General features: G+C 72.2%; 8 protein-coding genes, 1 tRNA gene and 1 pseudogene. 4 read left to right on the top strand and 6 right to left on the bottom strand.

The genetic code is table 11. From position 1 onward, the window contains the following. Window positions 1–117 precede the first annotated feature (117 nt). The 3 genes from ASF38_RS03445 to ASF38_RS03440 all read right to left on the bottom strand — a co-directional run bounded on the left by ASF38_RS03445 (window position 118) and on the right by ASF38_RS03440 (window position 1,311). Window positions 118–600, bottom strand: a complete 483-nt coding sequence (locus ASF38_RS03445; protein WP_235497416.1) for a DinB family protein — start codon at window positions 598–600, stop codon at window positions 118–120. Between the two features lie 165 nt (window positions 601–765). Continuing rightward, entirely contained in the window at window positions 766–930 is a 165-nt protein-coding gene (locus tag ASF38_RS18180) for a hypothetical protein (RefSeq protein WP_164468830.1), read from the bottom strand. 15 nt (window positions 931–945) lie between these two features. Next, on the bottom strand, window positions 946–1,311 hold the full coding sequence (locus ASF38_RS03440; RefSeq protein WP_056573628.1) for a carboxymuconolactone decarboxylase family protein: 366 nt from the start codon (window positions 1,309–1,311) through the stop codon (window positions 946–948). An 80-nt stretch (window positions 1,312–1,391) separates the two neighbouring features. Between ASF38_RS03440 and ASF38_RS03435 the strand changes: the two genes are divergently transcribed. Continuing rightward, complete coding sequence (locus ASF38_RS03435) at window positions 1,392–1,646, top strand: metal-sensitive transcriptional regulator (RefSeq protein ID WP_055963293.1); 255 nt, start codon at window positions 1,392–1,394, stop codon at window positions 1,644–1,646. A gap of 5 nt (window positions 1,647–1,651) precedes the next feature. Here ASF38_RS03435 and ASF38_RS03430 read toward each other — a convergent pair whose 3' ends face one another. Genes ASF38_RS03430 through ASF38_RS03420 form a run of 3 tightly spaced genes read right to left on the bottom strand, consistent with a single transcriptional unit; the run spans window position 1,652 to window position 4,629 of the window. Beyond that, entirely contained in the window at window positions 1,652–2,947 is a 1,296-nt protein-coding gene (locus tag ASF38_RS03430; RefSeq protein WP_056573625.1) for a D-arabinono-1,4-lactone oxidase, read from the bottom strand. A 19-nt stretch (window positions 2,948–2,966) separates the two neighbouring features. Further along, window positions 2,967–4,160 (bottom strand): alanine racemase, encoded by a 1,194-nt coding sequence (locus ASF38_RS03425; protein WP_055963301.1) that lies wholly within the window; start codon window positions 4,158–4,160, stop codon window positions 2,967–2,969. A gap of 58 nt (window positions 4,161–4,218) precedes the next feature. Then, on the bottom strand, window positions 4,219–4,629 hold the full coding sequence (locus ASF38_RS03420) for a hypothetical protein (RefSeq protein ID WP_055963304.1): 411 nt from the start codon (window positions 4,627–4,629) through the stop codon (window positions 4,219–4,221). Between the two features lie 90 nt (window positions 4,630–4,719). Here ASF38_RS03420 and ASF38_RS03415 point away from each other — a divergent pair. From ASF38_RS03415 to ASF38_RS17390, 3 genes and pseudogenes are all read left to right on the top strand, one after another. Beyond that, window positions 4,720–4,792 (top strand) — tRNA-Thr (locus ASF38_RS03415). 282 nt (window positions 4,793–5,074) lie between these two features. Beyond that, the gene (locus ASF38_RS03410; protein WP_055963307.1) at window positions 5,075–5,656 is read left to right on the top strand and encodes an ureidoglycolate lyase; all 582 of its coding nucleotides are present in this window, start codon (window positions 5,075–5,077) and stop codon (window positions 5,654–5,656) included. Next, window positions 5,653–6,265: pseudogene (locus tag ASF38_RS17390) on the top strand (xanthine dehydrogenase family protein molybdopterin-binding subunit); the annotation flags it as partial. The gene ASF38_RS03410 and the pseudogene ASF38_RS17390, both read left to right, overlap by 4 nt.

Below are 6,265 nucleotides of genomic sequence, written 5' to 3'. Positions count from 1 at the left end.
GGGGGTCCGCCATGGGTGGGAGCGGTGCCGGGGTGAGGCACACGCCGATGACGCAGCGATGTGGTGCTGGTCACATCCATCCAACCATGGGCCCACACGGACCGGAAGGTCGTGGCGCTACTCGCCCGTCGAGCCGTCGATCGCCTCGCGCAGGAGGTCGGCGTGGCCGTTGTGGCGGCAGTACTCCTCGATCATGTGCACGACGATCCATCGCAGGGAGAGCGGCTCTCCCGTGCCGCGCCAGGGGCGCACGCCGAGGGTGTCGAGGCCGTCGGTCGCCGCCTCGAGTGCGGCGTCGGACCTCGCGACGGACTCCGTCCAGAGCGCCAGGACGTCGACCGGGTCGTCGTCGACCGCCGAGTGCCAGTCCCAGTCGGCGTCGGCCTGCCAGTCGGTGCTCCGCCAGGGCTCGGACGGCTCGCGTCCGAGGAACACCTCCCCGAACCAGGAGTCCTCGACGTAGGCGAGGTGCTTGAGCATCCCGCCCAGCGTCATGGTCGACGGAGGGTGCGTCGCGGCCAGCTGGTCACGGGTCAGCCCCTCGAGCTTCCACGCGAGCGTGCGGCGGTGGAAGTCCAGGAAGCCCCGCAGCGTCGACATCTCGTCACCCGCGAAGGGCGGATCGATCCGNNNGCTCATCGGCCGCCCGCGGCCCGGCACCCCCGCCGTGCTCATCGGCCGCCCGCGGCCCGGCACTCCCGCCGTGCTCATCTGTGGTCATCCCTCACTCCAGCACGTGGCCGGGGAGCGCGGCAAGAGGACGCGTCAGCGACCGAGGAGGCGGCGCAGCACCCCACCGCTGCGGGGCTCGTCGGGATGTCCGGCGCACCACTGGTCGTCGGGGACCATGGCGCGCACCTGGGCGACGTGCTGGCCGCAGCCGGCCCAGGTGGTCTTGGAGCAGGTGGAGCAGGTCACGGGTCGGCACATGTCGGGACTCCTGGGTCAGGGGGTGGTGGGTGCGGGCCCGTCCTCGGGCGCGAACTCGCAGAACGCGTCGTAGGCGCGCGGGCCGTGGATGGTGGCGGGGCCGCCGTGCATGAGGAACGTGACGCCGATGGCCTCGGCGGCCTCCTGGCGGGTGGCGCCGGCGCGGGCGGCGGCCTGGGCGTGCGACGCGATGCATCCGTCGCACCCCTCCACGACGCCGATCGCGAGCGCGATGAGCTCCTTGGTGCGGACGTCGAGGGCGCCGTCGGCGAAGGCCGCGCGGTGCAGCTCGCCGAAGCCCGCGTAGACGTCGGGGACAGCGCGCCGGAGGGCGCGGTGCAGGGGCGACAGCTCGTCGAGCACGGCCTTTCCGTGGGTCATGACGAATCTCCTCTCCATCCCCCTGGGGGGATCCTGCCAGGACGCTATCACACATCCCCCTGGGGGGTTAAGATGCGAGCATGCACCTGGAGCCCGAGGACACCAAGGCCGTCGCCCTTCGCATGAAGCGCGCCCACGGCCACCTGGCCAGCGTCATCCGCATGCTGGAGGAGGGCGCGGAGTGCGAGGACGTCGTCACGCAGCTGGCCGCCGTGAGCAAGGCCCTCAGTCGCAGCGGCTTCGCCCTCGTGAGCACGGGGATGCAGAAGTGCGTCACCGAGGGCGAGGACGTCGACGTCGCCCGGCTGGAGAAGGTCTTCCTGTCGCTCGCGTGAGGCCCCTACCCGAGCACGCGCTCGAGGTAGGGGTTCGAGAACACGCGGTGCGGGTCGAGCTCGTCGCGGATCGCGACGAAGTCGTCGAAGCGGGCGTACCGACCGCTGAGGTAGTCGGCCCCGAGCGTGTGCATCTTGCCCCAGTGCGGTCGTCCCTCGTGCGCGGTGAACACGTCCTGCGCGGCCGCGAAGTACGCCGTCGGGTCGACCCGGTGGTACTGGTGCACCGCCACGTAGCAGTTGTCGCGCTCGTGCCCTGTCGACATCCACACGTCGTCGGCGGCCGTGAACCGGACCTCGATCGGGAACGACACCGTCTCGTGTCCCGCGCCGAACCACTGCTGAAGCGACGCGATCACCTCGGGCAGGGCCGCCCGCGGCATGGCGAACTCCGACTCGCGGAACCGGACGCGCCGCGGGGAGACGAACACCTCGTGGGAGTGGTCCACGTACTCGCGGGCCGACAGCGCCGACCCGCTCAGGTGGTTGATGCGCGGCACGAGTGACGGAACGCGACGGCCCACCCGGTTGGCCACCTCGAACAGGCCGTTGCTCAGGAGCTCGTCGTCGACGAGGTGCCGCACCCGCCCCACGGGTGCGCGCTCGGACCCGTCCGGCACCCTGTTGTTGCGCTTGACGAGCGCCTTCTCCGTATGCGGGAACCAGTAGAACTCGAAGTGGTCGTTCTCCTCGACGAGCTCGGGAAGCCGGTCCAGCACCTCGGGCAGCGCCATCGGCTCCTCGCGGGCGTGCAGCAGGAACGTCGGCACGCACTGGAGCGTCAACTCGGTCACGATCCCCAGCGCGCCGAGCGTGACGCGGGAGGCCCCGAACCACGGGTGCTGCTCGTCGATCTCGATCACGTCGCCGTCGGCGGTGACGAGCTGCACCCCGACCACCGCTGCGGAGATGCCGTGCAGTCGGTGGCCCGTCCCGTGGGTGCCCGTGGACACCGCGCCCGCCACCGACTGGGGGTCCACGTCGCCGAGGTTCGGCAGCGCCAGCCCCAGCGCGAGCAGGCGTGGGTTGAGCGCGTGCAGCGAGATGCCCGCCTGCACCCGCACCCGAGACGTGGCGGCGTCGTGTCCGAGCACGGCGTCCATCCTGTCGAGCCGCAGCAGCACGCCCTCGGTGGCCGCGATCGGCGTGAACGAGTGGCCGGCGCCGTAGGCCTTGACCGGCAGTCCCTCGGCGCGTGCCGCGCGCACCGCCTCGACCACCTCCTGCGTCGACGCCGGGTGCAGCACCCGCCGCGGGTGCGCTCGGACGCTGCGGGCCCAGTTCTGCCACAGGACGCTCATCGCGCCGCCGACCGCTCGCTCATCCGAAGTTCTTCCCTTCTCCGCGATACGTGGGCACCGTCTCGGCGCGGCCGGCGTCGTCGACCAGCGTGACCGCGTCGAAGCGCTCGCACATCTCGCCGGCCTTGGCGTGGCGGAACACCACGCGGTCGCCGATGCGCAGGCCGCGGGCCGCCTTGCCCCTCACCGGGGTCTGCACCTCGCCCACCCCCTCGGTGCCGAGGAGCGTGAGCCCCTCCGGCCACACCGGAGTGGGCATGCGGTTGGCCTGCGCCGGCCCGGACGCCGTGTAGCCGCCGGCGAAGCACGTGGCCACGTCCTTGGCGGGCCGGCGGACGACGTCGAGCACGAAGTAGGCCGCCGGGTGCGCCTCGAACGCGTCGTATCCGTCGAAGAGCGTGGGGGTGAACAGCCCCGAGCCCGCCGTGAGCTCGGTGATGGCGGGATCGGCCCCGGTGACCTCGAGGCTGCCGGTGCCGCCCGCGTTCACGATCTCGAGGTCGGCGTGCTGCGAGACGGCGCGGACGACGTCGCCCCGACGGTGCGCGAGCTCGGTGCTGGAGATCCGCTTGACCATGCGGACGGCCGGCGACGTGTCCGGCAGCCCCGCGACCTGCGCGTCGTAGAACATGACGCCCACGAGGTCGAAGCCCGCGTGGGCGCTGACGGCGCGGGCCAGGGCGCCCGCCTGCTTGGCCGAGTGCACGGGCGAGCGGCGCACGCCGAGGTGGATCGGGTGGACCCCGAGGACGCCAGGACGCAGGGAGGCGTCGACGTCGAGGCAGACGCGCAGCTCGGGGTGGGACCCTCCGACGAGGGTGTCGACGACCCGGAGGGCCTCGACCGAGTCGATCATCAGCGTGATCGCCGCCCGGCGCCGCTCGCCCTCGATGCTGCGCTCGGTGAGGAGGAGCAGACCCGCGCGGTCGACGGTCGGGTAGGCGAGCAGCACGTCGTCGGTCACGCCCTGGTCGACGAGCCAGCAGCTCTCCGCCAACGAGTAGGACATGACGCCGGCGAAGCCCGGACGGGCGAGCGTGCGCTCGATGACCGACCGCACCCGCACCGACTTGCTGGCCACGCGGATCGGCACGCCGGCTGCGCGCCGCACGAGGTCGTCGGCGTTGGCCCACAGTGCCGGGGCGTCGAGCGCCGCGAGGGGAGCCGAGAGTGGAGCGGTGGCCGAGAGCAGGCGTGCGAAGGGTGCGCTCACCCGCTCAGGATGGCACGACCTGGAGGGTCAGCGGGAGGGCCCGGACGCAGGCTCGTGCTCAGTCGCCGAGCAGGGGGCCGAGCAGGCCGTCGAGCAGGCCGGGAGTCGCGCTGGGCTCCGGCGCGGCGCTCGACGGAGCGGGAGCGGGGCGCTGGGTGGTGGCCGCCGGTCGGGGCGAGCTGGCGCGAGGAGCCGACGTGCGAGGGGCCTTCGACGGTGCCGCCGTCGCGCGGTCCGACGGCTTGGGGTCGGCCGGCTCGTCGGTGCCGTCGGAAGCCTTCGTGGGTCGCGGTGTGGGCGACGGCTTCGTCGTGGGCGGCGTCAGGGACGTGGTCGGGATCCCGGCCGGCGCGTCGCTCGCGCTCGACCGGTCGCCGCCACCCGTGGCGGACACGAGGGCGACCGTGCCCACGGTGAGCATGGCCATCACCGCGAAGGCAGTGGTCAGGCTGACGGTGCGAATGCGCATGGGGTCCTCGATGATCGGCGGCGTCGTCCACGGTAGAGGAGGACGTGCACCCCTGTCTGTGACGGCAGTCGCCCTACGATGGGTCGGTACGCCTCCGTAGCTCAGTTGGTAGAGCGCCTCACTTGTAATGAGGATGTCGCGGGTTCGACTCCTGTCGGAGGCTCTGATTCGGCGGTGGATATGAGCGCGCCGCACGTGTCATGAGGATGTCGCGGGTTCGACTCCTGTCGGAGGCTCTGATTCCTCCCGAGGTGCAGGTTCGATATGAGTGCGCCGCACGTGTCATGAGGATGTCGCGGTTCGACTCCTGTCGGAGGCTCCGCCGCCGGACGGGGCGCCAGGTCGCGCGGGTCGAGGTCCGTCCGGCTGCTGGTCAGCCCTCTTGACAGGCCCTCTCGCATCTGTCTGAATACGTATTCAGACCGCTGCATCCGCAAGGAGCCCCATGTCCGACGTCACCGCCCCCACGACGCTCATGGCCGTCGTCCCCGAGCCCTTGACCGCCGAGGCGTTCGCGCCGTACGGCGAGGTCATCAGCACCGCCGGGCGCGAGTCGCTCGGCTACGACCTCTACGGCGACCGCGACGACAACTTCGTCGCCGGCTCCCTCGAGAGCGACCACCACGTCGAGGTCCTGCTGACCCGCCAGCACATCCGCGAGTACCGGATCAACTTCCTGGAGCGGCACTTCGAGATCGCCCAGGCGTTCATCCCGCTCGGCGGCAACCCGTTCCTGTGCGTCGTGGCCCGCCCCGACGCCCCCGAGGAGAACGGCATCCCCCGCCTGGACGAGGTGCGGGCCTTCTGGGTCCCGGGCGACGCCGGGCTCACGCTGCACCGCGGGACGTGGCACGAGCCCCCGTTCCCGCTGTCGAGCGGCGCGACGATGGTGGTCACGAGCCACCGGGCGCTCACCGAGGCGCTCGGCTCCACGCCGGACGAGAACGGTGAGATCCACTGGGGCGACGTGGACAAGCGGCACGTCACGGGCCGCACCGGCGTCGAGCTGCGGATCCAGCTGCCGTGACCGCGGGGGTGGCGCCGACCCACGTCGGTTCACGGACCCGACGACTGCGCGGTGACGCCTTCCTCACGGGCCGCGCGCGCTACGTCGGCGACATCCGTCCGGCCGGTGCGCTGCACCTCGCGATCCTGCGGAGCCCGCACGCACACGCGCGCATCGTCGACGTCGACCTCGAGGCGGCACGCCGGAGCCCCGGCGTGGTCGCGGCGCTCGACGGCGTCGGCGCTGCCGAGCTGGCCGACCCGATCCCGCACTTCATCGACCCTGCGACGTTTGGCGGGCGCAGCGTCGAGGTGCGCTGCCTCGCGCTCGGCGAGGTCGTCCACGTGGGCCAGCCCGTGGCAGCGGTCGTCGCCGAGACGATCCACGACGCCGAGGCCGCGCTGGACGCGATCTCGGTGGAGTACGAACCGCTGCCGCACGTCCTCGATGCGGTGCGGGCCCTCGAGTCGACCGCGCCGCGCGCATACGCCGACTGGCCGGACAACGTGGTCATGGCCGGCTCGTACACCCAGGGCGACGTCGACGAGGAGCTCACGCGCTGCGAGCGCGTGCTCACGACGACCATGACGATCCAGCGCTACTCCCAGCAGCCGATGGAGACCCGCGGCT

This window comes from Aeromicrobium sp. Leaf272, assembly GCF_001422865.1.
GTDB lineage: Bacteria > Actinomycetota > Actinomycetes > Propionibacteriales > Nocardioidaceae > Aeromicrobium.
The sequence above is the reverse complement of the archived record's forward strand: the minus strand, read 5'-3'. Positions and strand labels throughout refer to the sequence as shown.